This is a genomic window from Sphingosinicella ginsenosidimutans (genome assembly GCF_007995055.1).
In the GTDB taxonomy this organism is placed as follows: Bacteria; Pseudomonadota; Alphaproteobacteria; order Sphingomonadales; family Sphingomonadaceae; genus Allosphingosinicella; species Allosphingosinicella ginsenosidimutans.
Window position 1 is genome coordinate 2,631,087 of the sequence record NZ_VOQQ01000001.1, and the last position, 22,987, is coordinate 2,654,073.

Annotated in this window: 25 protein-coding genes and 1 tRNA gene; 15 read left to right on the top strand and 11 right to left on the bottom strand. The window is 67.0% G+C overall.

Going from position 1 to position 22,987, the window contains the following annotated elements:
* Positions 1–380 precede the first annotated feature (380 nt).
* Both FRZ32_RS13060 and FRZ32_RS13065 read left to right on the top strand, forming a co-directional pair.
* The gene (locus FRZ32_RS13060) at positions 381–923 is read left to right on the top strand and encodes a PadR family transcriptional regulator (RefSeq protein ID WP_158635927.1); all 543 of its coding nucleotides are present in this window, start codon (positions 381–383) and stop codon (positions 921–923) included.
* Positions 924–1,094: 171 nt separating this feature from the next.
* A complete protein-coding gene (locus FRZ32_RS13065; protein ID WP_158635928.1) occupies positions 1,095–1,508 on the top strand; it encodes a BlaI/MecI/CopY family transcriptional regulator in 414 nt (137 codons plus the stop codon).
* 64 nt (positions 1,509–1,572) lie between these two features.
* On the opposite strand, the gene FRZ32_RS13070 is transcribed toward FRZ32_RS13065, so the two are convergent.
* Positions 1,573–1,646: transfer RNA gene (locus FRZ32_RS13070), tRNA-Cys, on the bottom strand.
* 91 nt (positions 1,647–1,737) lie between these two features.
* On the opposite strand from FRZ32_RS13070, the gene FRZ32_RS13075 reads away from it, so the two are divergent.
* Genes FRZ32_RS13075 through FRZ32_RS13090 form a run of 4 tightly spaced genes read left to right on the top strand, consistent with a single transcriptional unit; the run spans position 1,738 to position 4,023 of the window.
* Positions 1,738–2,484 carry a ComF family protein gene (locus FRZ32_RS13075; RefSeq protein WP_147043925.1) on the top strand — a complete coding sequence of 249 codons (747 nt, stop codon included), beginning with the start codon at positions 1,738–1,740 and terminating at the stop codon, positions 2,482–2,484.
* A gap of 32 nt (positions 2,485–2,516) precedes the next feature.
* Positions 2,517–2,777: a glutaredoxin 3 gene (grxC, locus tag FRZ32_RS13080; protein ID WP_147043926.1), complete on the top strand. Its 261-nt coding sequence runs from the start codon at positions 2,517–2,519 to the stop codon at positions 2,775–2,777.
* Entirely contained in the window at positions 2,774–3,604 is an 831-nt protein-coding gene (locus FRZ32_RS13085; protein WP_147043927.1) for a carbon-nitrogen hydrolase family protein, read from the top strand. The genes grxC and FRZ32_RS13085 overlap by 4 nt, the downstream gene beginning before the upstream one ends.
* Positions 3,601–4,023: a DUF1178 family protein gene (locus FRZ32_RS13090; RefSeq protein ID WP_147043928.1), complete on the top strand. Its 423-nt coding sequence runs from the start codon at positions 3,601–3,603 to the stop codon at positions 4,021–4,023. The genes FRZ32_RS13085 and FRZ32_RS13090 overlap by 4 nt, the downstream gene beginning before the upstream one ends.
* Positions 4,024–4,039: 16 nt before the next feature.
* On the opposite strand, the gene FRZ32_RS13095 is transcribed toward FRZ32_RS13090, so the two are convergent.
* From FRZ32_RS13095 to FRZ32_RS13115, 5 genes are read right to left on the bottom strand one after another with little or no spacing between them, the layout of a single operon-like run.
* Positions 4,040–5,296 (bottom strand): N-succinylarginine dihydrolase, encoded by a 1,257-nt coding sequence (locus FRZ32_RS13095; RefSeq protein WP_147043929.1) that lies wholly within the window; start codon positions 5,294–5,296, stop codon positions 4,040–4,042.
* A gap of 3 nt (positions 5,297–5,299) precedes the next feature.
* Positions 5,300–6,316 (bottom strand): arginine N-succinyltransferase, encoded by a 1,017-nt coding sequence (locus FRZ32_RS13100; protein WP_147043930.1) that lies wholly within the window; start codon positions 6,314–6,316, stop codon positions 5,300–5,302.
* Positions 6,313–7,515: a hydrolase gene (locus tag FRZ32_RS13105; RefSeq protein ID WP_147043931.1), complete on the bottom strand. Its 1,203-nt coding sequence runs from the start codon at positions 7,513–7,515 to the stop codon at positions 6,313–6,315. The genes FRZ32_RS13100 and FRZ32_RS13105 overlap by 4 nt, the downstream gene beginning before the upstream one ends.
* Before the next feature lie 44 nt (positions 7,516–7,559).
* Positions 7,560–8,513, bottom strand: coding sequence for a DUF481 domain-containing protein (locus FRZ32_RS13110; protein WP_147043932.1), 954 nt, complete (start codon positions 8,511–8,513; stop codon positions 7,560–7,562).
* 16 nt (positions 8,514–8,529) lie between these two features.
* The gene (locus FRZ32_RS13115; protein WP_147043933.1) at positions 8,530–9,003 is read right to left on the bottom strand and encodes an RNA pyrophosphohydrolase; all 474 of its coding nucleotides are present in this window, start codon (positions 9,001–9,003) and stop codon (positions 8,530–8,532) included.
* Between the two features lie 157 nt (positions 9,004–9,160).
* Between FRZ32_RS13115 and FRZ32_RS13120 the strand changes: the two genes are divergently transcribed.
* From FRZ32_RS13120 to FRZ32_RS13140, 5 genes are all read left to right on the top strand, one after another.
* Positions 9,161–11,041 (top strand): 2-oxoacid:acceptor oxidoreductase subunit alpha, encoded by a 1,881-nt coding sequence (locus FRZ32_RS13120; RefSeq protein ID WP_147043934.1) that lies wholly within the window; start codon positions 9,161–9,163, stop codon positions 11,039–11,041.
* Between the two features lie 84 nt (positions 11,042–11,125).
* The gene (locus FRZ32_RS13125) at positions 11,126–12,148 is read left to right on the top strand and encodes a 2-oxoacid:ferredoxin oxidoreductase subunit beta (protein WP_147043935.1); all 1,023 of its coding nucleotides are present in this window, start codon (positions 11,126–11,128) and stop codon (positions 12,146–12,148) included.
* The gene (locus FRZ32_RS13130) at positions 12,145–12,621 is read left to right on the top strand and encodes a hypothetical protein (protein ID WP_147043936.1); all 477 of its coding nucleotides are present in this window, start codon (positions 12,145–12,147) and stop codon (positions 12,619–12,621) included. Before FRZ32_RS13125 ends, FRZ32_RS13130 begins: the two co-directional genes overlap by 4 nt.
* Before the next feature lie 96 nt (positions 12,622–12,717).
* Positions 12,718–13,983, top strand: a complete 1,266-nt coding sequence (locus FRZ32_RS13135; protein WP_424141294.1) for a class I SAM-dependent methyltransferase — start codon at positions 12,718–12,720, stop codon at positions 13,981–13,983.
* Between the two features lie 98 nt (positions 13,984–14,081).
* The gene (locus tag FRZ32_RS13140) at positions 14,082–14,645 is read left to right on the top strand and encodes a TetR/AcrR family transcriptional regulator (RefSeq protein WP_147043937.1); all 564 of its coding nucleotides are present in this window, start codon (positions 14,082–14,084) and stop codon (positions 14,643–14,645) included.
* On the opposite strand, the gene FRZ32_RS13145 is transcribed toward FRZ32_RS13140, so the two are convergent.
* Both FRZ32_RS13145 and purF read right to left on the bottom strand, forming a co-directional pair.
* Positions 14,632–15,339, bottom strand: a complete 708-nt coding sequence (locus tag FRZ32_RS13145; RefSeq protein WP_147043938.1) for an SDR family NAD(P)-dependent oxidoreductase — start codon at positions 15,337–15,339, stop codon at positions 14,632–14,634. The two genes, FRZ32_RS13140 and FRZ32_RS13145, sit on opposite strands and share 14 nt — an antisense overlap.
* A gap of 31 nt (positions 15,340–15,370) precedes the next feature.
* Positions 15,371–16,825, bottom strand: a complete 1,455-nt coding sequence (gene purF, locus FRZ32_RS13150; RefSeq protein ID WP_147043939.1) for an amidophosphoribosyltransferase — start codon at positions 16,823–16,825, stop codon at positions 15,371–15,373.
* Between the two features lie 145 nt (positions 16,826–16,970).
* Between purF and FRZ32_RS13155 the strand changes: the two genes are divergently transcribed.
* Together FRZ32_RS13155 and FRZ32_RS13160 are read left to right on the top strand one after the other, a co-directional pair.
* Entirely contained in the window at positions 16,971–17,396 is a 426-nt protein-coding gene (locus tag FRZ32_RS13155; RefSeq protein WP_147043940.1) for a MerR family transcriptional regulator, read from the top strand.
* 37 nt (positions 17,397–17,433) lie between these two features.
* A complete protein-coding gene (locus FRZ32_RS13160; protein WP_147043941.1) occupies positions 17,434–19,230 on the top strand; it encodes an acyl-CoA dehydrogenase C-terminal domain-containing protein in 1,797 nt (598 codons plus the stop codon).
* A 25-nt stretch (positions 19,231–19,255) separates the two neighbouring features.
* On the opposite strand, the gene FRZ32_RS13165 is transcribed toward FRZ32_RS13160, so the two are convergent.
* Positions 19,256–20,374, bottom strand: coding sequence for a GGDEF domain-containing protein (locus FRZ32_RS13165; RefSeq protein WP_147043942.1), 1,119 nt, complete (start codon positions 20,372–20,374; stop codon positions 19,256–19,258).
* Positions 20,375–20,438: 64 nt separating this feature from the next.
* Complete coding sequence (locus FRZ32_RS13170) at positions 20,439–20,939, bottom strand: NUDIX hydrolase (protein WP_147043943.1); 501 nt, start codon at positions 20,937–20,939, stop codon at positions 20,439–20,441.
* Between the two features lie 144 nt (positions 20,940–21,083).
* On the opposite strand from FRZ32_RS13170, the gene FRZ32_RS13175 reads away from it, so the two are divergent.
* Together FRZ32_RS13175 and FRZ32_RS13180 are read left to right on the top strand one after the other, a co-directional pair.
* Positions 21,084–21,656 carry a DUF805 domain-containing protein gene (locus tag FRZ32_RS13175; RefSeq protein WP_147043944.1) on the top strand — a complete coding sequence of 191 codons (573 nt, stop codon included), beginning with the start codon at positions 21,084–21,086 and terminating at the stop codon, positions 21,654–21,656.
* Positions 21,657–21,984: 328 nt separating this feature from the next.
* On the top strand, positions 21,985–22,734 hold the full coding sequence (locus tag FRZ32_RS13180) for an HNH endonuclease (RefSeq protein WP_147043945.1): 750 nt from the start codon (positions 21,985–21,987) through the stop codon (positions 22,732–22,734).
* On the opposite strand, the gene FRZ32_RS13185 is transcribed toward FRZ32_RS13180, so the two are convergent.
* On the bottom strand, positions 22,729–22,980 hold the full coding sequence (locus FRZ32_RS13185) for a hypothetical protein (protein ID WP_147043946.1): 252 nt from the start codon (positions 22,978–22,980) through the stop codon (positions 22,729–22,731). The genes FRZ32_RS13180 and FRZ32_RS13185 overlap by 6 nt on opposite strands.
* Positions 22,981–22,987: the final 7 nt, after the last annotated feature.

The window sequence follows — 22,987 nt, forward strand, 5'->3', positions numbered from 1 at the left end:
AACTGGGGCGGCGATCGGTGCCGCCCACATTCAGGACGGCTGGAACAACCGGTCGTTCGGCGTCCTGCAAGGGTCGTTCGGCCGTGCGGCTGACGTTTGTTGCGGCCACTATGTCGTTCATGACTTGGCCCTTTTTGCGCCCTCGGCGGACAACCTATTGGGCGCCTTCGAAGGTGTCAAAGGGGGCGAAGATGAACGGGAAAAAGTCGACGAGGAACCAGACCACGCCGCCCGCCGCGCCCGTGGTCAAGCGCGTGAGGCCCGGGCTGTATTGAGAAGCTGAGCTTCGTCGCCGGCCTGAGCCGGCGGCGCCTGTCTTGCCGGGGGAGGGAGGTGCGGCTAGACGCCGCCGGTCTGTCCCTTTGCCGGCGAGCCTTCCATTGTCTTCATCAAAGCACAGCCTGACCGATCACGAAGGAACCTTCCTCTCGCTGGTCCTGCGGATCGAGCCGACGACGGCCTATCAGGTCACCAAGGTTTACGAAGACTCGCCGGTCAGCAACTTCAACACCAGCAAAGGCAAGATCTATCCGCTGATCCGCCGGCTTGAGGAGCGCGGGTTGCTCCGGAAGCGGATGGTCCCCGGCGATCGCCGCGGCACGGAAGAGCTGTTCTGCACCGAAGAGGGGAAGGCGGCGGTGACCGCCTGGGTCAGCCAGATTCGCGACAGCCACGTCCTCCTTGATGATCCGTTGCGGACCAAGGTGCAGTCGTTCGACCTTCTCACAAAAGATCAGCAGGTAGCCTGGATCATGGAAGCCAAGCAGCGACTTCTGGACAAGCTCGCGGAGCTCGACTCCTATCGCAAGGAAGTTGATGTTCCATATAAGGATTTCCTTCACGACAACGCCGTGCAGTCCACGCGCGCGCGCATGGACTGGCTCGACCGAATGCTGCTGAGCGTCATGAATGGAGGCGGCTAGGCCGCGTCCTGCCCTGCAGCCACATGCCCTTCGCGAGGATCGCCGAGCCAGGGTGTTTCGCGTTGACCGTCCTTCACCATAATAGTACGAATAGTACTTATTTGGGGTGGGGACGAATCCATGCTTGCAGAGAACGGAGGGTACGGAACGTACCCCGCGAGCGATGCGTCGATGCGATATCTTCGGGTCGGGGTTCAGGCAGGTCGGCTGCCGCCGCTGGTCGAACGGCTCGCCCCGCGCGAGCGGGAGATCGCGGCGATCGTCCACCACCGGATCGAATGTTCGGCGGAGGAGATTCGCGCTGCGACCGCAACGCCGATCAGCAATTCCGCCGTCCGCACAATCCTCGGGCGCCTCGCCATCAAGGGCGTGGTTCGCCGGCGCAGGATTGGCCGAAAGTTCGTCTATAGCCCGGCGACGCCTTCTAACGGCATGCTCGAAGCGGCGTTCGAGCGCCTCGCCCAGGACTATTTCGAAGGCTCGCTACGCGACATGGCGAAGACTTTGCTCGCCTTTCTCGACCACGGGCAGGCTGGGGCGGCCGGGGAAATCGGCCGTCGACTGTCGGATCCCAGGCACGGCTGACAGGCACTGGCGGCCGGCTGAACGGGCCGAGGCGCCTCTTTGAAAAGCGGCACGACTTCCGAGCTGGAGGCCCGAGCCGGAATCGAACCGGCGTGCAAGGATTTGCAGTCCTCTGCGTAACCACTCCGCCATCGGGCCCCGGCGCGGTTGAGGGCGGGGACATGATTGGCTTTGCGCGCGCTGTCAACCGCGCTTGCGCCGTCGCTTCGGGCCGCGCAAGCTGGAGGCAATGGCGGCGCCCGCTCTCCTTTTCGGCCCGGCCGCGCGGCGGGTGCTCGATTTCGCCCTGCCGCCGCGCTGCGCCGGCTGCGGCGCGATCGTCGAGGCGCCCCATCGCTTCTGCCTCTCCTGCTGGTCGTCGCTCCGGTTTCTCGGCGAGCCATGCTGCGACCGCTGCGCGGCGCCATTCGATCATGGGGGGCCGGGACGGCTGTGCGGCGCCTGCCTCGCGACGCCGCCACGCTTCGATTGGGCGCGCGCCGCGGTCGCCTACGGGGATATTGCGCGGCAGGTCGCGCTCAAGCTCAAATATGGCGGGCGGCCGGGCGTCGCCGAGACGATGGCGCGATTCATGGCGCGACATCTCGATCGCGTGCCACAGGGCGCGCTGGTCGTCCCGGTCCCGCTCCACCGCTGGCGGATCTGGAAGCGCGGCTACAATCAGGCGGCGCTCATCGCGACCGCGCTCGCCAGGCGCGCGCAGATCGAGCCGCGGCTCGATCTGGTCCGGCGAGTGAAGGCGACGCCGCCATTGAAGGCGATGGGCCCCAAGCAGCGGCGCGATACGCTTCGCGGGGCCTTCCGTGTGCCCCCCGAGCTGAGGCCGATCGTGCGCGCGCGCTCCATCCTCCTCGTCGACGATGTCTATACGAGCGGCGCCACCGCCAATGCGGTCGCCCGCGCGCTCAAGCGTGCCGGCGCCACCGAGGTCGGCCTGCTGTGCTGGGCCCGGGTGGTACGCGACGCGGATCATTGACAAGGCGCGGGCGGCGTCACACCTCTGGCGGCATGGCAAAGGTCGAAATCTACACCAAGGCATTCTGCAGCTATTGCGTGCGCGCGAAGAAGCTGCTGCGCGACAAGGACGTCGAGTTCGAGGAATATGACATCACCCTCGGCGGACCCAGGCGCACCGAGATGCTGCGCCGGTCGGAGGGCCGATCGACGGTGCCGCAGATTTTCATCGACGGGCGCCATGTCGGCGGCTCGGACGATCTGCATGCGCTCGATCGCGAAGGCCGGCTGGATCCGCTGCTCAAGACCGCATGAGGATCGCGCTCTTCCAGATGCGCAGCGGGATCGATCCGGCCGCCAATGCGGCCGCGCTGGTCGCGCGCATCGAGGAAGCAGCGGCGAATGGTGCGGGCCTGCTGTTCACCCCGGAAATGAGCGGATTGCTCGACCGCGACCGCACACGCGCGATCCGGAGCCTCCATTTCGAGCATGAGGATCCCGTCCTCGGCGCGGTGCGCGAGGCCGCCGCGAAGGCGGGGCTGTGGGTCCATCTGGGCTCGCTCGCCTTGCTGTCCGGATCGGGCGAGAAGCTCGTCAACCGCGGCTTCCTGATCGACGACACCGGCGCGATCCGCGCGCGTTACGACAAGATCCACCTGTTCGACGTCGATCTCCCGTCGGGCGAGAGCTGGCGCGAATCCGCGGCCTATGAACGCGGCGGACGGGCGGTCGTCGTCGATACGCCGGCTGGCACGCTCGGCCTTTCGATCTGCTACGATCTGCGCTTTCCAGCGCTCTACCACGCGCTCAGCAACGAGGGCGCGACCATCCTGTCGATCCCGGCCGCCTTCACCGTGCCGACCGGCGAGGCGCACTGGCATGTGCTGATGCGCGCGCGGGCGATCGAGGCAGGGGCCTATGTCGTCGCCGCGGCGCAGGTCGGGCGGCACGAGGACGGACGCACGACCTATGGCCACAGCCTGGTCGTCGATCCCTGGGGCAAGGTGCTGCTCGACATGGGCGGCGAGGATGTCGGCCTCGGCTTCGCCGAACTCGATCCAGCCGCGATCGAAGAGGTGCGCCGGCGCTTGCCCGCCATCTGGCACCGTCGGCCGATCCCGGCGCCGGAGCATATCCGATGATCGTCTTCGACCTGAAATGCGCCGGGGGCCATGTGTTCGAAGGCTGGTTCGGATCGAGCGCCGACTATGAAGACCAGCAGGGAAGGGGCCTCGTATCCTGCCCGGTCTGCGGATCCGGCGAGGTGACCAAGGCGCCGATGGCGCCAGCGGTGCCGGCCAAGGGCAATGCCGCGCCCGATCCGGCGACGGTGAAGAAGATGATGGCCGAGCTCGCGCAGCTGCAGGGCCGGATGCTCGAGAAGAGCGAGCATGTCGGCGATCGCTTTCCAGATGAGGCGCGGGCGATCCATCTCGGCGAGAGCGAGGCGCGCGCGATTCACGGCCGCGCGACCAGGGAGGAGGCGGCGCGGCTTGCCGAGGAAGGGGTCCCGATCTCGCCCTTGCCCTTCCCGGTGCCCGATCCCGCCGACAGGAATTGAGGGCGCGCCGATCGTGCTAGCGATCGATTTCGCCCAGCTTTAGCAGGCCGAGCAATTCGGCGCGCGCGGCCTCGATCCGGGGCCACAGGCCCGGATCGGCGAGATCGTCGGGGCCGATCGCCTCGGGCCAACAAGTCTCGATACATCCGGCGATGGCGTCGAGCCTCGCGTCGTCGACCAGAAAGCGCGGATCGACCGTCGCCGGATCGCAAACCACGCGAAGACGCAGGCAGGCCGGGCCGCCGCCATTCGCCATGGACTGGCGCACATCGACCACTTCGAGGCGGCGGATCGGGCCGTTGCCGGCGACCAGCGCCTCCAGCCATGACCAGACCCGCGGCGTCTCGCGTGCTTCGCCCGGAAGGATGAGCGCCATGCCGCCTTCGGGCAGGCTCACGAGCTGGGCATTGAAGAGATAGGAGCGGACCGCGTCCTCGAGGCTGACCAGGCTTGCCGGGACCTCGACGATCTCGACTGCGGGAAGCAGCCGCCGAAGGTCCGCATAGAAGGTCGCCTTGTCCTCGAATGCCTGTTCATGGGCGAAGAGGACCGTCTCGTTGGCGACGGCGACGACATCGTTGTGGAACGCGCCGGCCGCGATCGCCGCCTCGGACTGCTGCACGAAGAGCGTGCGTGCGGGATCGAGCCGGTTCAGCCGCGCCAGCGCCCGGCTCGCCTCGACATGCTGGCGCGCGGGAAAGGCGCCGCCACGAACGCCATAGACGAAGATTTCGACGCCCGGCGCGTCATGCCGCTCGGCGAGCCGCATATGATTGGCCGCGCCCTCGTCGCCGAAGGTGGGTGGGACCGGATCGTGGACCGCGAAATGGGCGGCGTCGGCGAAGGCGAGGCGGAGCTGGGCGAGCGTTTCGGGCCATTCGTGGCTGCGATGCGCCATCGTCGACAGATTGGCGACGGTGAGGTGGCAGCGCCCATCCGCCGTATCGGGCGCCGGCGAGACCGTCGCTGCATTGGCTGCCCACATGGACGAGGCAGAGCAGGCGGCCGCGCGCAGGACAGGATCGGCCTCGGCGATCGTGGCGCCAAGCGCGGCGAGCCAGCGATGATCCGGCCGACGGTGCGGCAGGAAGATGCCCTGCTTCAGCCCCAGCGCGAGATTGCGTCGCATCTTCTCGACGCCCTGGAGCGCCGCCGCGCGCGGATAGGCGGTCTGCCCCTTGTTGGCGGTGGCCGCGAGATTGCCGAAGGAAAGGCCCGAATAATTGTGGCTGGGGCCGACGATGCCGTCGAAACTGATCTCGACCAGCGCCACCGCCTAGCGCTCCGCCGCGAGCAGCCGATCGCCCACGGCAACGCCGAGGGCGGCGGCGCTGTCCGCATCGATCGTGGCGGTGTCGCCGTCGATCGCGACATGCGCCCAGCCGCTCGCGAAATCGTCCAGGCCGCCAGCGGCCGCGAGCATGACCGGCGCGCCATGGGAATCGACGATCCCGGCGACGGTCAGCTCCTTCGCGTGCCTGAGCGTGCGGATGGAATCGGTCGCGACCGACATGGTCGGGCCGCCGTCGAAAATGTCGATATAGCCTTCGCCGCTGAATCCCTCCTGCTCCAGCATCCGCATCGCGGCACGGCCGGTCGGGTGGGGCTGACGCATCACCGCGACCGCCTCGGGCGGCAGCATCGCGGTGTAGATCGGCGTCTTGGGCATCAGATCGGCGATGAACTGGGTGCCGTGGGCGCCATTGAAGGCATCGGCCTCCTTGAAATCCATGCCGAAAAACTTGCCCGCGATCGCATCCCAGAAGGGCGAGCCGCCCGCTTCGTCGATCACCCCTCGCAATTCGGCCACGACCTTGTCGGCGAAGCGCGGGCGGTTGCGGCGGATGAACAGGTAACGACTGCGCGCGAGCAGCACACCAAGCCCGCCCGATCGCGCCTCCGGATGGAGGAACAGGCCGCCGACTTCCGAACATTCGTTGAAGTCGGTGCACAAGGTCAGCATTTCGGTGTTGAATGTCTTGCCGAGCTCCGGCGAGACCTGGGTCAGCTTGCTGATCCGGTAGGAATAGAAGGGCTGTTCGACCCCGATCCGGCTGAACACCTGGCAGGTGCCGAGGATCGCCCCGGTCTTCGCATCCTCGAGGACGAAGACGAAGAGATCGCCGGCGGGCGGCGTTTCGCCGCGGGCGAAGGCGGCGCGGGATTTCTCGAGCTTCGCGCCGAGCGTGCTGCGATCCGCCGGAAGATTTGTGAAGCCGCCGCCGGTCAACGTGGCAAGATCGTAAAGCGCGTCGAGATCATCGACCCGCGCGGGCCGCACCCTGAAACTCACAAATTCCCCCCATGAGCGAGCCTGAGCACGGTCAATGCCGAAAGCTGCGCCCGTTCCGCAAGGCTCGCCGTGATCAGATATTCCTGGTCCGAATGGATCGAACCGCCGCGCGCGCCCATCGTGTCGACCACCGGTACGCCGCATGCCGCAATATTGTTGCCGTCGCACACCCCGCCGGTGTCGCGCCAGCTGATATCCTGGCCGAGATCGGCGCCGCAGCGGCGGACGAGCTCGAACAGGCTTCGGGCCTTCGCGTCCATCGGCTTGGGCGGGCGGCCGAATCCGCCGTGGACGTGAACCTCGACCTCATGCGCCGCGGCGACCGCCGCGACAGCCTCGTCGATCAGGGCGCGGGCGCGCGCCTCGTCGGCCGGAGACGTCGGCCGGAGGTTCACGCGCAGCACGGCTCGGTCCGGCACCACATTGTTGGGGCCGCCGCCGTCGATCTTCGCCGGATTGACCTTGAGCCCCGGATTCTTCCCGGCGGCAAGCCGGAGCGCCAGATCCGCGGCGGCAAGGAGGGCATTGCGCCCCTCCTCCGGGTTGCGGCCGGCATGGGCGGCGCGGCCTTCGATACGGATCGAGAAATTGCCGCTGCCCGGCCGCGCTCCGGCGAGGGTGCCGTCGGGAAGCGCCGAGGGCTCATAGGTCAGCGCCGCCTTCTTGCCGCGCGCCGCCTCGGCGATCAGCGGCGCGGAGCCGGCCGAGCCGATCTCCTCGTCGCTGTTGACGACGATTTCGTAGCCGAGCTGCGGGACGCCGATCGCCTCGATTGCCGTGAGCGCCGCGAGCATGACCGCAAGGCCGCTCTTCATGTCCGCGACACCGGGGCCGCCGAGCACGCCCTCGTCGCGCCAGAAAACCGTCTGGAACGGGTGATCGACAGCGAAGACCGTGTCCATGTGGCCGGTGAAGAGAAGCTGGATCGGAGCCTCGGGCCGCACCTTGACGTGGAGATTCTGGCCGTAGGCGACGGGAGAGAGCGTGCCGTCCGTCGCCATCGCCTCGACCGGCGCGGCATCGCGCAGGCTCATCTCGCCGGGAAGGGCGGAGAAGGCGTCGGCAAGGCGCCGCGCGACCGCGGCCAGGCCCGCAAGGTTGCGCGAACCGCTATTGATCGCCGCCCAGGCCGTCACCTGATCGAGCATCGGCGCATCGGCCGCGCGCGCGACGATTTCCTGTTCGACCCTCTCCAGCATCCACGCTTCCTAGCCGCGATCCGACGCGGCCGGAACCCCCGGGGCTAGAAGCCGTAGACGAGGCTGATCCGGCTCTGCGTATCGGTCCCGGTCAGGCCGTCGGTCGGCTTGCTTTCATATTGCACGTTATAGGAAAGGCGCGCGGAAAGCCGGCCCACGAGCTGCGCCTCCAGCCCGGTCGCCGAGGTGAAGGTATTGCCTTCGACGTCAAGGAAGGCGGTCGCGTTCTGGGTGAGCGCGACTCCCGGTCGGAGCTGGAGCCGCGCATCGAGCGCGGCGCGACCCGAAAAGCCGTGCTCGTTCTCGCCGGTCACCTCCTCCTCGATCCGGAAGGCCGGTCCGCCCTGGAGGTTGACGGTGACGTGCTGTCCCTTGAGCACCGCATAGCCGAGTCCGAGCGAGGCAGAGTAGCGCGCGTCGAAGCCGAGGAAGGGGTTCCGTTCGGCCTGGAGAAGGCCGTAGGTCGAGAGCCGGTCGTTAACCTTGTAGCGCGGTTCATAGGCGGCGAGCAGCTGCTCCTGCGTGCGCACCCCGTCGGTTTCCTGCACATTCGCGCTCGCGCGGACCTGGTGAGTCCAGCGCAGTCCCTCGCGAGTCACGCCGAGCGAGCCGTAGAGCCCGAAATTGTCGACATTGCCGGTGCTCCGCGTCGCGCCCACCTCGGCGCGGCCGTGCCAGTTCTCCAACGGGCCCGCCGCGGCGATCCGCGCACGGGCCTCGGCGGCGCGGCGGGCGGCACGGGCGGCGACCTGCGAATCGAGCGCGCTCGCCTGGGCGGGATAGGCGCGCCGGGCGAACTTCACCACCGCGGCGAGCTCGGCATCCGATCCGCTGGTCAGCGCATCGTTGACCATCGCCTGCACCGCCGGCGGCAGTTCCTGGTCCGCGGCCTGCGGCGGCGTGGCGACCGAGGCGGCGGTCGGCGGCTGGTCGTCTTCGGCAGCGGCGGCTGGCGTGCCGACAAGGGCGAGCGACAGGGCAAGCGCGGGGACGATCATCATCGGCCTCATCGAATCAGAGCCATTCGGCGAAAATCTGGAGGAGATCCTCGTACAGCTTTTTCTTGAAAGGGACGATAATCAAAGGAAGATTTTTCGGATCGGTCCACTTCCAGGCGCGGAATTCGGGCTCGGCGGTGTCGAGATTCACGTCATCGTCGGTGCCGGTAAATCGCGCGAGAAACCAGGTCTGGCGCTGGCCGCGCCACCGGCCCTGCCACATCTTGCCGAGAAGATCGTCCGGCAGATCGTAGGTGAGCTCCTCCTCGGCGCGGGCGATGATCTCGACCTTGTCGGGGGCGATCCCGGTTTCCTCCTCGAGCTCGCGCAGGGCGCCGGTCAACGGATCCTCGCCGGGATCGAGCCCGCCCTGTGGCATCTGCCAGGCCTCGAGCGTCGAATCGAGGCGCTGGGCGACGAACACTTGGCCGGCGGCGTTGAGCAGCATCACCCCCGCGGCGGGGCGATAGGGCAGGGCGGCCTTGTCCAACGCAGGCTCCTTGTTCACAAGCGATTCGAGAAACCCTATCTAGGCATCCATACCGTCTTCGCCACTGTTGTAGCGGCCCGCGAGCGGGTCTAGGCGTTGTGGCGGCCCGTGCGCGGGTCTAGGCTTTTCGCACACCGAGTCTCGAAGGACAGCGACATTGGCCACGGCCAGACATTTCGTCACACCCGAAGAATCCCGCTCCACCGAATCGCCAGAAGCCGTCGTCGTCCGCTTCGCCGGTGACAGCGGCGATGGCATGCAGCTTACCGGCGGGCAGTTCACCTTGTCGACCGCGCTGGCCGGCAACGACCTGTCGACCTTCCCCGATTTCCCGGCCGAGATCCGCGCGCCGCAGGGGACGACCTTCGGCGTCTCGGCCTTCCAGATCAATTTCGGATCGGCCGCGATCGACACCGCCGGCGATGCACCGGACGTGCTGGTCGCGATGAACCCGGCGGCATTGAAGGTGAATGTCGATCAGCTGAAGCCGGGCGGACTCGTGATCGCGGACGAAGGAGAATTTTCCACCCGCAACCTCGCCAAGGCGGGTTACGAGGCCAATCCGCTCGACGACGACACGCTCGCCCGCTGGCAGGTGATGCGGCTCAACATCTCGCAGCTCACCCTCGATGCGGTGAAGCCGTTCGGGCTCGGCAACAAGGAAGCCCTGCGCTGCAAGAACATGTGGACGCTCGGCCTCGCGCTGTGGATGTTCGATCGCGATCGCCAGCCGATCGTCGATTGGCTGCGGACCAAGTTCGCCAAGGCGCCCGAGCTTGCCGAGGCGAACATCGCGGCCCTGAACGCGGGTCATGCCTATGGCGAGACCGCCGAGCTTTCCGGCCAGTTCGCCCAGCATCATATCGCCGCCGCCCCCGTCGCGCCCGGCCTGTACCGGACCGTGACCGGCGCCGAGGCGATCTCGCTGGGGCTGGTCGCCGGTGCGCGGCTGGCCGGGCTGCCGATGTTCTTCGGCGGCTATCCGATCACGCCGGCGAGCGCGATCCTGCACCATCTCTCGCGCCTCAAGGAATATGGCGTCACGACCTTCCAGGCGGAAGACGAGATCGCTGCGATCGCCGCGTCGATCGGCGCGAGCTTCGCCGGGTCGCTCGGCGTCACCTCCTCTTCGGGGCCCGGAATCGCGCTCAAGGGCGAGGCGATGGGCCTCGCGATCATGACCGAGCTGCCGCTCGTCATCGTCAATTCGCAGCGCGGCGGGCCTTCGACGGGCCTCCCGACCAAGACCGAGCAATCCGATCTCTACCAGGCCGTCTACGGGCGCAACGGCGACGCGCCGATGCCGGTCGTCGCCGCGCGATCGCCGGCCGACGCGTTCGATTGCGCGATCGAGGCGGTCCGCATCGCCGTCCAATACATGACCCCGGTCATGCTCCTGACCGATGGCTATATCGCCAACGCGGCCGAACCCTGGCGAGTGCCGGACATGGCGGGCTACGCGGCCTTCCCGGTTGCATTCCACACAAGCGTGCCTGCGGAGGGCGAGGCGGTCAACCCCTATGCCCGCGACGAGAAGCTCGCCCGGGTCTGGATCAAACCGGGCACGCCGGGCCTCATGCACCGGATCGGCGGCATCGAGAAGAATGTCGACACCGGCCATATCGATTATGCGCCGCCCAACCACCAGGCGATGACCGACATCCGCGCGGCCAAGGTGCTCGGCGTCGCGGATTCGATCCCGGAGATCGCGCCCTGCCTCGGCGAGGCGGGGGCAAGGCTGGCGGTGGTCGGCTGGGGATCCACTTACGGCCCCATCCACCAGGCGGTGCGCCGCGCGCGCGGGCGGGGGACGGACGTCGCCCATGTCCATCTCCGCCACATCTGGCCTCTTCCGAAGAATCTGGGTGATCTTTTAAGGTCTTATGGCCGGATCATCGTTCCAGAAATGAACAATGGCCAGCTCAAGACGCTGCTTCGCGACCAGTATCTCGTCGATGCGCGGCCGGTGAACAAGGTCTCCGGCCAACCCTTCAAGATCGCCGAGATCGAGGCGGCGATCGAAGCCGCGCTGGGATGAGCCCCCCGCGCCTTATCCCGCTCGTGGTGCTCCTCGTCCTGGTGCTCGCCGTGATCTATTATCTGCGCTGAAAGCTGCTTCGAAATGAACGACATGACCAAGCTTACCGCCAAGGATTTCGCGACCGACCAGGAGGTGCGCTGGTGCCCGGGTTGCGGCGATTATGCGATCCTGAAGGCGGTGCAGCGCACCATGCCCGACCTCGGCGCCGATCCGTCGCGCACGGTGTTCATCTCCGGCATCGGCTGCTCGAGCCGCTTTCCCTATTATATGGAAACCTACGGCTTCCACACGATCCACGGGCGTGCGCCGGCGATCGCGACAGGGGTGAAGCTCGCCAATCCGGACCTCGACGTGTGGATCATCACCGGCGACGGCGATGCGCTGTCGATCGGCGGCAACCACACGATGCACCTCCTCCGACGCAACCTCGATTGCCAGATATTGCTTTTCAACAATGAGATTTATGGCCTTACAAAAGGCCAATATTCTCCCACGAGCCGGGTCGGCACGCGATCGCCCTCGACGCCCTTCGGATCGGTCGATCGGCCGGTTCGGCCCTGCGCCTATGCGCTTGGATCGGGTGCCCGCTTCGTTGCCCGCGCGATCGACGTCAGCAAATATCTGCCCGACGTGCTCAAGGCGGCCCACGCCCACAAGGGCGCGGCCTTCGTCGAGATTTTCCAGAACTGCATCGTCTATAATGACGACGTCTTCGCGCCGTTCACCGCGAAGGAGAATAGCGGCCGGCAGCTCTGGCTGAAGGCCGGCGAACCGATGCTGTTCGACAATGGCAGCAAGGGCCTGACCCTCGATCGCGAGGCGCTCAACCTCAAGGTGGTCGAGGTCGCGGACGGCGATTGGCAGTCGGCCGGCGTGATCGTCCACGATCCGGCGAACAAGGCCGTCGCCCATATGCTGATCGACATGCCGATCGGCAGCTTCCCGATGGCCTTGGGCGTCATCTACGACGATCCGCGCCCCACCTTCGAAAGCGCGGTGCTCGCCCAGAATGAAGAGGCGGCCGCCGGCAAGAATGCCGATCTGCAGGCGCTGGTGTCCAAGGGCCAGACCTGGGAGGTCGAGAAGGAGCCGCGCAAGGCGTGAGCACCCCGTTGCTTGCGCTTGCTGCCGCGCTGGCCGCGTCGACTCCGGCCACGCCAACGCCAACGCCAACGCCAACGCCGCCGCCGCAGTCGCCTGCGTCGCTGGTCGTCGTGGGAGAATGGCGCGGCTATCGAGTCGTCGGCGCGCCCTGCACGAGCGGCCAGGTCTGCATGGATGTCGATGTCGACGCGGTGCTTCGCCGCGTCCGGACGATCAGCGGACCGCGGGTGCGCTCCGGCTTCACCGCGCGCCTCCATCTCGAAGCGCCGCCGGCCGCCGGCTATCGCCCGGTCCTGCTGGTCTGGCCCGGCGCGGCCGGTTCGCCCTGGCAGGCCCGCTGGGTGACGATCGCGCCGAGCGCGGTCGGCGGGCGCACGCCGATCTGCGTCGACCTTGCGACGCTCCGCAACGCGCATGTGGCCGCACCAGCGCGAAGCCGAGTCTATGGCGACCGGGCCTGCTTTTCGGTCTGAACCGCCTTGCGGCCCCCGCCTCGACGCCATGACGTCACCGGCAGCGGCGTCCATCGGCTCTTGCCTCCGCCGCCGCCGCGCATCATTAAGCCCCTCGTGACGCTGCAACGGGGGAAACATCTGGTCGCGGCGGACCGGGGCTTCGCCACCGGCGGCGATCTTGCCGCGCGCCTCTTTGCGGGCGGATTCAGGCGCGTGCTCGACCGGATCGACGCCGGCCTGGCCGAAGGGCGCCTTGACGCGACGCTTCCGGACGGGTCGATGCGAACGCTGGGCGGCCGGGGCGAGGGGCCCGTGGCGGCCGTCGCGCTGGAAAGCTGGCGTGCGATCGTGCGCATCGTGACGTCCGGCTCGGTCGGCTGGTACAAGGCCTGGACGCGCGGCGAATGGTCGAGCCGCGATCCGGTCGCCTTGTTCGAACTCTTCTCCCGCAACGCCGCGACGCTCGGCGAAACGGGGCGCGCGCACGGGCCGTGGAAGCTGGTCAACCGCATCGCCCACGCGCTTCGCGCCAATGATCGTCGTCACGCCCGCGCGAATATCGCCCACCATTACGATCTCGGGAACGATTTCTACGCCGCATGGCTCGACCCCAGCATGACCTATTCGAGCGCGATCTTCGCCGAGCCGATCACTGGCGATGAGCCGCTCGAGGCTGCCCAGGCGCGCAAGATCCGCCTGCTGCTCGACCGCCTCGATCTGAAACCCGGGCAGCGACTGCTCGAAATCGGCTGTGGCTGGGGCGCGCTGGCGGAGATCGCGGCGCGTGATCATGGCGTCCACGTCACCGGCATCACCCTTTCGGAGGAGCAGAAGGCCTATGCCGAAAGGCGCCTCGCCGCCGCGGGGCTGGCGGACAAGGCCGACATCCAGCTCGTCGACTATCGCGACGTCGAGGGCACCTTCGATGCGGTGGCGAGCGTGGAAATGGTCGAGGCGGTGGGTCAGGAATATTGGCCCGCTTACCTGGAGGCGATCGCACGCGCGCTGAAGCCCGGGGGCAGGGCCAGCCTTCAGCTCATCTCGATGCGCGCCGACCTGTTCGACGGCTATGCCGCCAATGCCGATTTCATCCAGACCTATATCTTCCCCGGAGGACTGCTGATCGAGGAGGAGCGGTTCGCGAGAATTGCCGCGGCGGCGGGGCTCGAATGGCGCGATCGGAAGGGTTATGGCCGTCACTATGCCGAAACGCTGAAGCGCTGGCGGGCGCGCTATGACGATGCGGTCCGCGAGGGGCGGTTGCCCGCCGGCTTCGACGAGCCGTTCCACGATCTGTGGCGCTACTACCTCATGTATTGTGAGGGAGGCTTTCGCGGGGGCGGGATCGACGTCTCCCAGGTCACGCTTGTGAAACGCTAAAACAATAACTTAAATGGCATCCCTCATTGTATATCGAGGTCGGGCAGACCGCGGGGTATGGCCTTGCGGCACAATACCATACCGATTAGCATGGTGTGATGACCGGAAAAATCAGCCCCCATACCCTTAAGTATGACGACTGGATTGCGCTCGGCGTCGATGCGCTCCGGCGGGACGGGCCGAAGGCGCTGACCATCGACACGCTGTGCAAGCGGGCGCGGCGGACCAAGGGCTCGTTCTACCACCATTTCCGGACGATCGCTGAGCTCAGGCTGGCCGTCGTCCGCTTCTGGATCGAGGCGGAAGCCGAGGTTCAGGCGCGTAACGCGGCGAGCGGGGCAGGGGCTCGCGAGCGGCTCGACGAGGCCTGGCGCCCGGCACCCGGCGATGCCGGCATGGAGACGGGAATCCGGATGCTCGCCGCGGACGATCCCGAGATCGCAGCGCTGGTCGCCAAGGCGGATGAGCGGCGCGAGCTCGTGCTCACCACGCTCGTCGCCTCGGCCTGGCCGGTGGGCGGCGCCCATGCCCATAATATCGCGCGAACGCTCCACGCGCTGCGTATCGCCGCGCTGATGCGCGCGCCGGGCGATCCGGAAGATTATGCGCGCGGGCCCGGGCTCACGCTCGCCTGGCTGGTCGAAGGGCTCAGCCGACGCTGAGCCGGTATCCGGTCTCGAAATCGTCACGGAGCAGGGCGATCAGCGCCTCCGCCACCGCTTCCGGCGGCTTGAGCGTCGCGGGGTCTTCGCCGGGATAGGCCAGCGCCCGCATCCGGGTCGCGGTCGCGCCGGGATCGACGATTGCCGCCTTGATCGGCGTGAGGTTGCCGACTTCCTGCGCGTAGCTGAGCACGAGCGTCTCGAGCGCCGCCTTGGACGCGCCATAGGCACCCCAATAAGCCCGCGGCGTGCGGGCGACGCTCGACGTCACCGCGATCAGGCGGCCGGCGGCGCTCTTTCGGAGCATCGGATCGAAAGCCGCGATCATCGCCTGCTGAGCGAGCAGGTTCAGCGTGAATACGCGGTTGAGCTCCTTGCCGTCGATCTGCTGCACCGGGGTGAGCGAGCCGAGCATCGCGGCGTTGAGCATCAGGACGTCCAGCGTCTCCCACCGCTCGCGCACCGCCGCGGCGAGCCTAGCGATGCCGTCCGCCGCCGTCAGGTCGAGCGGGGCGATCGTCGCGCTCCCGCCGGCGGCGTGGATCCGCTCTTCCACCGCTTCGAGATCGTCCGCCGAGCGCGCGGTGAGGATCACATGGGCGCCGGCCCTGGCAAACGCCTCTGCGCTCGCGGCGCCGATTCCCCGGCTCGCGCCGGTGACGAGGGCGAGCTTTCCATCCAGAAATTTTGTCATGCGCCGCCCTTCGCCGGGCTGCCGGCCAAGATCAACCGTAATTCGCCGCCGGCAGCAGCTCGCCATGCTGCTGAAGATCTTCCTGATCGGTGAGGCGAGTCGGATAATCGCCGGAGAAGCAGGCGTCGCAATAGCGCGGGTCTGCCGCCTCGCGCCCATCTTCGCCGAGCGCGCGATAGAGGCCGTCCATCGACAGGAAGGCGAGGCTGTCCGCCTTGATATAGGCGTTCATTTCGGCAACGCTCATCTGCGCGGCGAGCAGCTTCTTCCGCTCGGGCGTGTCGACCCCGTAGAAGCAGGAATGGCGCGTGGGAGGGCTGGCGATCCGCATATGCACTTCGCGCGCCCCCGCTTCGCGCAGCATCTGGACGATCTTGAGGCTGGTCGTGCCGCGCACGATCGAATCGTCGATGAGCACCAGCCGCTTGCCCGCGATCAGGGCCGAATTGGCGTTGTGCTTGAGCTTCACTCCCAGGTGCCGGACCTGGTCGCCCGGCTGGATGAAGGTGCGCCCGACATAGTGGGACCGGATGATGCCGAGCTCGAACGGGATGCCGCTTTCCTGTGCGTAGCCGATCGCCGCCGGAACGCCGGAATCGGGGACGGGCACGACATAATCGGCCTCGACCTCATTCTCGCGCGCCAGCTCGGCCCCGATCGCCTTGCGGACCGAATAGACCGACGCGCCGTCGACGATGCTGTCCGGCCGCGAGAAATAGACATGCTCGAAAATGCAGGGCCGCGGCCGCTCCGGCGCGAACGGACGGAGCGAGCGGACGCCCTGTTCCGAAACGACGATCAACTCGCCCGGTTCGATCGAGCGCAGATAGGTCGCGCCGACCACGTCGAGCGCCACCGTCTCCGAGGCGACGATATAGGCCTCGCCGAGCCGGCCCATCACCAGCGGGCGGATGCCGAGCGGATCGCGGCAGGCGATCAGCCCCTCTTCGGTGAGGCAGGCGAGGCTGTACGCCCCCTCGACCTGCTTCAGCGCGTCGATGAACCGGTCGAGCAGGCTCGGCTGGGTCGATGTCGCGACCAGATGGATGATGACCTCGGTGTCGCTGGTCGACTGGAAGATCGAGCCGCGCCGGTTGAGCTCGCGCCGCAGCCGCATCGCATTCGAGATATTGCCGTTATGGGCGATCGCGAAGCCGCCGCTCGCAAGCTCGGCGAAGAGCGGCTGAACGTTGCGCAGCGCCGTTTCGCCGGTCGTCGAATAGCGGACATGGCCGATCGAGGCGCGGCCGGCGAGGGCGCGAATCACCGAATCCTTGTCGAAATTGCCGGCCACATGGCCCATTGCGCGATGGCTGTGGAAGGCATGGCCGTCCCAGGAGGTGATGCCGGCCGCCTCCTGGCCGCGATGCTGGAGCGCGTGGAGGCCCAGCGCGGTCACCGCGGCGGCGGTGTCCGCGCCCCAGATGCCGAAAACGCCGCATTCCTCGCGCAGCTTGTCGTCGTCGAATGGGTGGGTGGTCAGCATTGCTTCCCGCGAGTCCGCTGGTGTCGAGCGCGCATATAGGGAGGGGCGGGCGATCTGTCGCCCCTTGCCTGTCAAGAAAGTGCAGCGGGCTCAGCCTGCGCGGCGCCAGGTTGACGCTAACGTCAACGTAACATAGGCTCCCCGAATGACGGAAACCGCGCTCCATTCGGATTACCGCCAGTCGGACCGCTCGACGCGGACCTATACCATCACGCAGCTGTGCGAGGAGTTCGGAGTCACTGCGCGCGCGCTGCGCTTCTATGAGGATGAGGGGCTGATCGGTCCCCAACGGGTCGGGCTCGCGCGCATCTATTCGTGGCGCGATCGCGCGCGGCTCGCCTGGATCCTGCGCGGCAAAAGGGTCGGCTTCAGCCTTGCCGACATCCGCGAGATGATCGACCTCTACGATCTCGGCGACGGCCGGCACGAGCAGCGGCGCGTGACGCTTGAAAAATGCCGCGCGCGGGCCGAGCAGTTGAGGAAGCAGAAGCTCGATATCGACGCGACGATCGACGAGCTCGAGCGATTCATCGCGATCGTGGCGGCGGCCGAAACCGTCCCCGCCGATTGACCAGGGGCCGCAGGACAAGGCCAGACGGGAGAAACGGATGCCCAGCTATACCGCGCCGGTGCGCGACACGCGCTATATCCTGGAACAGGTGCTCGGGATCGATCGCTATTCGAACCTGCCCGGCTTCGAAAATGCGACGGCCGACCTTATCGAGGCGATCCTGAACGAAGGCGGCCGCTTCGCCGCGGAGGTGCTGGCGCCGCTGAACCGGGTCGGTGACGAGGAGGGGTGCACCCGGCACGAGGATGGCAGCGTCACCACGCCGCCGGGTTTCAAGGAGGCCTGGGACCAGTTCGTCGCCGGCGGCTGGACGACGCTCCACGCGCCGGAGGAATATGGCGGGCAGAACCTGCCGAGCGTCGTCGCCACCGCGGTCAATGAATATTTCCTCTCCGCCAACCAGGCGTTCGAAATGTATACCGGCCTGACGCAGGGCGCGATCGCGGCGCTGCTGGTCAAGGGATCCGACGAGCAGAAGCGCAAATATGTGCCGAACATGGTCTCGGGCAAATGGACCGGGACGATGAACCTTACCGAGCCGCAGGCCGGCACCGATCTCGGCCTGCTGAAGACCCGCGCCGAGCCGCAGGCGGACGGCAGCTACAAGATCACCGGAACCAAAATCTTCATTTCGGCCGGCGAGCACGACCTTGCCGAAAACATCATCCACCTCGTCCTCGCCAAGATCACGGGCGCGCCCGACAATGTGAAGGGCATCTCGCTCTTCATCGTGCCGAAGTTCCTGGTGAACGAGGACGGATCATTGGGTGCGCGCAACGCCGTCTCCTGCGGATCGATCGAGGAGAAGATGGGCATCCACGGCAATTCGACCTGCCTGCTCAATTATGACGGCGCGACCGGCTGGCTGGTCGGCACCGCCGAAAAGGGTCTGGAGGCGATGTTCATCATGATGAACGCCGCCCGGCTGGGCGTCGGCGCGCAGGGCCTGGCGCAGGGCGAGGTCGCCTATCAGAACGGCCTTGCCTATGCGAAGGACCGTCGCCAGGGCCGCGCGCTGAACCCCGCCGAGCGTGAAGCCGACGTGCGTGCCGATCTCATCATCCGCCACCCGGACGTGCGCCGGATGCTGCTGGAGGCCAAGGCGTTCAACGAAGCCGCCCGCGCGCTCGTCCTGTGGGGCGCGCTCCAGGTCGATCTCGCCCACAAGGCGCAGAGCGAGGAGGAGCGCCAGGCGGCGGACGACCTGATCGGCCTGCTCACCCCCGTCATCAAGGGCTATCTCACCGATCGCGGCTTCGAGACCGCGGTCGCGATGCAGCAGATCTATGGCGGCCACGGCTATATCCGCGAATGGGGGATGGAGCAGTTCGTCCGCGATGCCCGCATCGCCCAGATCTACGAAGGCACGAACGGCATCCAGGCGCTCGACCTTATCGGCCGCAAGCTCCCCAAGGACGGCGGCCGCGCGATCCAGGCCTTCTTCAAGCTTGTCGGCGAAGAGGCGGCGGCGGCGAAAGGCGATGAACAGCTCGCCACCATCGCCGGCGCGGTCGAGCGCGCGCTCGGCGACCTGCAGACCGCCTCGCTCTGGCTGATGCAGAATGCGATGACGAACCCCGACAATGCGGGGGCCGCTTCCTATCCTTACATGCAGTTGATGGGAAATCTGTCGCTCGGCCTGATGTGGCTTCGCATGGCCAAGGCGAGCGCCGAGGCGCTGGCGAACGGGACCGACGACAGGGCCTTCCACGAAACCAAGCTCGCCACCGCCCGCTTCTACGCGGAAAAGGTAATGCCGGAGACCAATGCGCTCAGGCGCAAGATCGAGGCGGGATCGGAGAGCCTGATGGCGTTGCCGGTGGAGGCGTTCTAGGGGGCAACCGGGCGGCTCGGTCGCCTTATCCTCCCTGCACCGGCCGCGCGGCGATGTAGACGCGGTTGCGGCCCTGCTGCTTCGCCAGATAGAGCGCCTCGTCCGCCGCCTTCAGCGCGGCGCGGCCGTCGCTATAGGCCAGCACGTCGGCGATGCCGGCGGAGAAGCTGACGGGCGGCAGGCGGGCGCCATCGTCGCGGTTGACGAGCTTGCGGGCCGACAGGTCGTCGCGGGCCTCGTCGACGATCCGTGCCGCCTCCTCTGTCGTGGCGTCCAGCAGCATCGCGAACTCCTCGCCGCCGTGGCGCGCGACGTGGCAGCCATCGTGGGAGACCTGGGCCAGCAAGGAGGCGACGAACTGGAGGACGCGGTCACCGGTGTCGTGGCCGTAGCTGTCGTTGATCGCCTTGAAATGATCGAGGTCGCAAAAGGCGATGGCGAGCGGCCGGCCGCCCTCGCGTGCGAGGCTTTCGCGGGTCTTCAGGACGGCCTCGAAGGCGCGGCGATTGGGAAGGCCGGTCAGATAGTCCTGCTCGGCCGCCCGGCGCGCCGCCTCCAGGTTGCGCTGGAGCGCGCGCGCGTCCTTCTGGCTCGCCTTCAGCCGCGCCTCGGCGGCGCGCATCGTCTCGATCATCGTGCGGGTAAGCGCGATGACCTTCTCGATCGCCGGCGTCGACCCGCCCGGACTCTCCGCCATGTCGTCGACCTGCTCCTTCAGGCGCGTGCCGTAATCGTCGGCGGAGGCGCGCGACCCTTCGGTGACTTCCATGACCTCGGCGAGATGCGATTCAACCTTCGCGAGCATGGTCTCGAGCGTTTCCGGCGTGATCTTGTCGGCATCGCGTTCGGCGATGATTTCCTCGACGACGGCGTTGGTGAGGCAGCCATATTGGGCGAGCGCGGCATTGACCGCACGCACCGTGGCCGGGTCTGCGGAGACATGATCCTGCGCGAAGGCGAAGTTCAGCGCGGTGATATCGAGATCATGGGCGAACAGGAAATCGCCGATCTGCGTATAAAGCGCGCGATGCCGATCGACCGCGCGGCGCGGCGCGGGGCCGATTTCCTGGCTCGAATCCGCCTGCGCGACATCCGTCGAAGCAAAACGTTGCGCCCACCGCGCGAAGCGATCACCCCAAGCCATACTCAACCAACCCCCCAGCCGGTTCTTCGCTTGCTCTAGCACGGCGCGCCGCAAAGCGGAGCGCTTATCTCGTCGTGGAGCGAAAATCGTCCGATCCGGTGGTCGAGCCGGCAACATGGGCATCGAGCAGGTCGACAAGCCTGCGCTGGCTGGGGAGGATCTTCGCTCGCGCGGTTGCGAGGTCGAGCCACGCGGCGCGATCGATCTCCGGAAAGGACTGGATCCGCCCGCTGCGCGGCGGCCATTCAAGGTCGAATCGGTTGCTGACGACGGTTGCGGTGTCGAGATCGCCCTCCAGCGCGAAGGCTTCGACCCATTTGCCGCCGGCCTGCCGGATCCGGCCCAGCGGCACCGGTGTGCCGGCCGGCACCGTGCCCAGTTCCTCGGCGAATTCGCGGAGCGCAGCCGCCGCCGGGGTCTCGCCGGGCTCGACCGCTCCCTTGGGGATGGCCCAGGCGCCCTCGTCCCGATGGGCCCAGAGCGGGCCGCCGAAATGCGCGAGAAGCAACTCGACGCCAGCTTCCCGCCGTCGCCAAAGCATGATTCCGGCACTCATCGCGCTCATTTCAACCGATCCCCCTGGTCACTGCGGCAATTTCTCTCACGTCGGCGAGCGGCAAACGCAGCTTTCGCGTTGACGCTCCATCTTGATTGTCCAGGCGCGATGGACGAGGCTGCCCCCCTCCACAGGGCAAGCGAGGGGGTTGTCATGGAATGGATGCTGATGCCGCTGAAGCGCTACGCCGATTTTTCGGGCCGGTCGCGGCGGATGGAATATTGGATGTGGGTGGTTTTCCAGTTCCTGATTGCCGTCAGCTTCTGGATCCTGACCATCATCATTGCCGGCAGTGCGGCAATTGCGCTCGGAACGGGAGTGGGTGGCAAGGATCCGGGCACCGCCGTGGCGGCCGGCGCCGGCATGGGGATCGGCATCGTGCTGCTTTTCGCCCTGTACGGGCTGCTCGGCCTCTTCCTGATCATTCCGTCGCTCGCGGTCGCGGTGCGGCGGCTTCACGACACCAACCGATCGGGATGGTGGCTGCTCGCACCGCTCGCCTGCGAATGTGTCGCCTTCCTTGCGTTCGGCATGGCGGGCGCATCGGCCCTGTCGGGTGGCACGAACGGCGCCGCGGTGCCGGTAATGATCGGTTTCATCGCAGCGATCGGCGCCCTCGGGCTCGGGCTGATGCTGCTGGTCTTCATGTTCCTGGACGGGACGCCGGGGCCGAACCGGTACGGCCCTGATCCCAAAAACAGGGTGCAGGCCGCCGTCTTCTCCTGATTCCCGCCCGCCTTGCGGGGCGCGGCCGGCTCGCCTAGAGCGTCGGCCGTGCCCCTGTGGCGGAATTGGTAGACGCGCTCGACTCAAAAAGCCGTTCCGCGACCAAGCGTTCGTTCTACAGGCCGAAGCGAAAATCGTTCGGTTTCAGTGTGTTGCCGGGATCGGAAATCGGGCCCTCCGAGCTCGATTTCGGGCTAGGAGCCACATAGGAGCCAGCGGGATCGAAAAGGTCGATTGCCGGCCCGCACGACCACGTCCGTCCGGCAACCCCGGCAATTGCCCGGCGCCTCATGCCGCCTATGTTCGGACGGCGGCGCGAGGCAGACGAATGGGCAAGAAGTTCAAGGGCAAGACCTGCGTCTATTGCGGGACCGAAGGGGCGGCGCAAACGGGCGATCACGTCTTCGCGCGCGAGTTTTTGCCGGTCGCGTATCGGGCGAATCTTCCGAAGGTGCCGGCGTGCGCACCCTGCAATGGCGCCAAGTCCGCGCTTGAGCACTATCTGTCCGCCATCTTGCCCTTTGGCGGTCGGCATCCGCAGTCGCCGGCGATTCTTGCCGCGGACGTGCCCCGCAGACTCGACCGAAACGCACGCCTTCATCGCGAGCTGGCACACGGGAAGCGAGACGGGTGGGTCAGCGAGAATGGCCTGATTCGGCCAAGCATGGCGCTCCCGTTCGAAGGAGAGAAGCTGGCCGACCTCTTCGTGCTGATCACCCGAGGTCTCGCCCATCATCATTTTGGCGTGATGATACCCCAAAGCTATTTCGTCGGCGCCGGCTTGTTGGTGCGCAGGGCCGAGTCGGTGCTGGAAGGGCTGATCGCGCTCAATGCGAATGCGCGGGTGTTGGAATCGCTTGGAGGCGGGCTCATCGAATATGAGGGCGCGCAAGCGGTGAATGATCCGTTTCTGACGATTTGGCGCTATCGCTTGTACGGCGGCGTGGTGCTCACCGACCTTGCAAATCCCAATGAGGCGCCATCGACGATATGGGCCAGCTCGTCGCGTAGCCGGTCGCAGTCGGTTCTGACCATTGATGATGACGATCGCGCGCTGTCTGGGCCCCTCGGATCATAGCACCCCGTCAAACCACTTCCGCACATCCTCCGTGCTCAGTGGCTCGGCAAACTCGATCCGCGCGAAATCGCCTCTCGCCCAGGCGACGCGCCCCTCGATAGGGACAAGCGGCTTGTGGGTGATGGAAACCGGATCGCCGACGCTGACGGGGCCTTCGAGCTGAACCTTCATGCCATATGGCGACGCGCCGACGATATGGACCTGCCGATAGACGGCGCCGATGCAGATATAGGCTGTGATGATCAATCGCTGC